Source organism: Chryseobacterium sp. 2TAF14, from assembly GCF_052115105.1.
In the GTDB taxonomy this organism is placed as follows: domain Bacteria; phylum Bacteroidota; class Bacteroidia; order Flavobacteriales; family Weeksellaceae; genus Chryseobacterium.
In genome coordinates, this window is sequence record NZ_JBFRGA010000284.1 from 1 (window position 1) to 3,092 (window position 3,092).

Here is a 3,092-nt window from a genome sequence, read left to right on the forward strand (position 1 = left end):
TGATCTCTCTTCTTCCGCTTTTTTACGTCGCTACTTTCTGTCAGTTTCGCTTCCGTATTTGCGTGTGCAAAAGTAAAACTTTATTTCTAACCGACCAAATGTTTTTTAAAGAAATTTTAAAGTTTTTTGTTAACCCTAAATCCTTATTCCAACATCCAATCCCCTACTCCTGCGCTCCCGTTTTACCGGACTGCAAAGATACRAATATTTTTAATCTTCACAACTTTTATTTCCTAAAATTTAAAAGTTGTTTTTCCTTAAATCTATCGATTGTAGKTWATCAGTATAAATGTTTTCCGCCTTATTAATGCTCTTCTGCGCTTCTGAATCCCTCTCGTTTTTCAGTGCGGCAAAAGTAGAACTTTTTTTATACACAATCCTAATTTATTTAACGTAAATTAATATTGAAAATGGTTTGTGGGGATTTTATTAATTAACTTACTGATAATATTTAATTTAAATATATAATTATAGTTATCCACATTGATCGATTATCTTGAGGATTATATTGTAGAATCTGTTTTATAGCGTACAAAAGTGATTAGTCACTTTTAGCATTTAGCATTTAGCATTTAGCATTTAGCATTTAGCATTTAGCATTTAGCATTTAGCATTTAGCATTTAGCATTTAGCATTTAGCATTTAGCATTTAGCATTTAGCATTTAGCATTTAGCATTTAGCATATTTAGCATTTAGCATTTAGCATTTAGCATTTAGCATTTAGCATTTAGCATTTAGCATTTAGCATTTAGCATTTAGCATTTAGCATTTAGCAAAAATAAAAAAAGGATTTGACAGCATGTATATTTAAGAAAGTAATTTTTCAGAAAGTTTTTGTATTTCATAATAAATTATTTCCTTCAAAGATTCTTATTAAGATCATGAACAGGTCGCCCTTACGGGGCTCATGAATCTCTGCTTCACATTTAATACTATTATTAGTTTACTCCTATGGAACTTCATCTCTGTATTATTAGTGATAGCACTTCAGGGGTAAGACCTGGGAAGAAGGATTGAAGACTAAAATAGTTAGCTTATTTTTATTTCCCACACATTGCACAGATTTCCACAGATGATACTGAAAATATTTTATAGCCACAAATACACGAATTTTAAAGAATCTTTGTTCTCATTTCATTCTATTATTGTTGAGTGGATCTTATAGGCAGAACGGCTTGGTGAGGCTTAAACATGTAACTAGAAAAACTTGGTGGGTTTTGGGGCAGAATAAACTGAATTGATTTTTGTTTAATCTTTAACTTTTTATAATAGATCCGCCATAAAACCAATCTTAATTATTATAAAAAATCTATCTGATTTTCTTTTTATGCGTGTGCAAATATTGTTTTAATAATGAGATTAATTACAACGATATATTTTAAGTTTAAATTGTAATCTATAAAAAATAAAATGAGATATTTTTAGATCCATTTCGTGTCAATTTTTCAGAGGATATAATGATAATCCTATCGTTTTTAAAAGATCTGTGTGATTGATAGTCCGCCCCTACGGGGCTCCCATACAAACAATGATACTAAATGCTATTAACAGACCTGCTTCTCCTATGTTTGCCAATGTATAAATTTGAATAATAAAGATGATAAAGAATGAGAACAGAACTGCTCCTTAATAACTTTTGAAAAGTATATTCATCCGTAGATTTAGCCTCATTCTTTTATAATTTCTTAGTGTCTGAACAGAATGTAAGGATTAGACCACCGTTTTTAGGACTATATCCAGAATATCCAATCAGGAGAGAAGACGAAGGGGAATTTTTCATCTACTAATTGTCAATTTTATCACTTAAACATGTATTGAAATGAAGGTTTTAAAGCAAGTATTGGGAATTGATGTTTCTCAAAAAGAATTAGAAGTAAGTTTAGGCAAACTAAATGAGGATTTAGGCATTGAAATTTATTCGCATCGGGTTTTCAGAAACAAAGAAACCGGTTTTGTGGCGTTGAATAAATGGATTTTGAAAAATACGGTGAAAGACGTTTCTACTCGGGTGGTGATGGAAGCAACAGGTGTTTATCATCAAAAATTTGCTCATTTCATGGTAGATAACGGTTTTGATACAAGTATTGTTCTACCCAACAAAATCAGCAATTATTTACGGACTTTGGATGTAAAAACCATTACCGATAAAACCTGTAGCCAAGCAATTGCAAGATTTGGTTTGGAAAGAAAATTGGAAAATTGGAAAAAACCTAATCAAACCTATCGAATTTTGCAACAATTAACCCGTGAAAGAGATCAAATTGTCGAGCAAAGAACAATGGCTAAAAATCGTTTACACGCAGAAAAAAGTGAAGCATTTCCTAATTTTGGAAGTCTGGAAAGAATCAATAAATTGATAAAAGTCTTCAACCAGCAGGAACAGGAAATAAAAAAAGAAATTTCCATAATTTTGAATCAGAATCCAACGATAAAACAAGAAGTAAGCACAATCTCTACAATACCTGGAATGGGAGAACTGACAGCTGTTATCATTCTGGCAGAAACCAATGGTTTTGAGTTGATAAGAAATAAAAAACAACTTACAAGTTATACCGGAATGGACATCAAAGAAAAGCAATCGGGAACATCCGTAAAAGGAAAACCTAAACTTTCAAAAAAAGGAAACCGCCATATACGTAAATCATTGCATTTACCTTCATTATCTGCTGTAAATACAATCCTATACACAAAGAATTGTACTCCAGATTAGTAGGAAAACACGGCATTAAAATGAAAGCATTGGTAGCTGTTCAGAGAAAAATGCTGGAACTTTACATTCTTTGGAAAAATAAAACGAAATATAACGAAGATTATCAACAAGAAAAGAGAGCCGTAATAGTTACTGACTCTCCTGGAAACTAGCATAAAGCCGTTTTGAATTACAAATCTAAAAAAAATTAAAACTTTTCTTGGAAATTAACACAGAATCTACGGAGCTTCCTCTGCCATAAGCCATAAGCAAAGATACTCTTTGATTTTTGAGCTTCGATTTCTTAAGCTTATTTCAAAAAAAAGTCTCATACAAATAAATGTATGAGACTTTTTTAAAAAAACTGGCGGCGACCTACTCTCCCGCTATTCGCAGTACCAT

The 3,092-nt window shown here is 31.5% G+C and carries 2 protein-coding genes; both read left to right on the forward strand.

Going from position 1 to position 3,092, the window contains the following annotated elements:
* Nucleotides 1-1,820: 1,820 nt before the first annotated feature.
* Complete coding sequence (locus AB4Y90_RS17495; protein ID WP_441558846.1) at nt 1,821-2,711, forward strand: IS110 family transposase; 891 nt, start codon at nt 1,821-1,823, stop codon at nt 2,709-2,711.
* Nucleotides 2,696-2,863: a hypothetical protein gene (locus tag AB4Y90_RS17500; RefSeq protein ID WP_441558847.1), complete on the forward strand. Its 168-nt coding sequence runs from the start codon at nt 2,696-2,698 to the stop codon at nt 2,861-2,863. The genes AB4Y90_RS17495 and AB4Y90_RS17500 overlap by 16 nt, the downstream gene beginning before the upstream one ends.
* Nucleotides 2,864-3,092: the final 229 nt, after the last annotated feature.

What these genes read in the sequence shown, in the direction of transcription:
- AB4Y90_RS17495 (WP_441558846.1), top strand. Translation starts at nt 1,821, where the DNA reads ATGAAGGTTTTAAAGCAAGTATTGGGAATTGATGTTTCTCAAAAAGAA.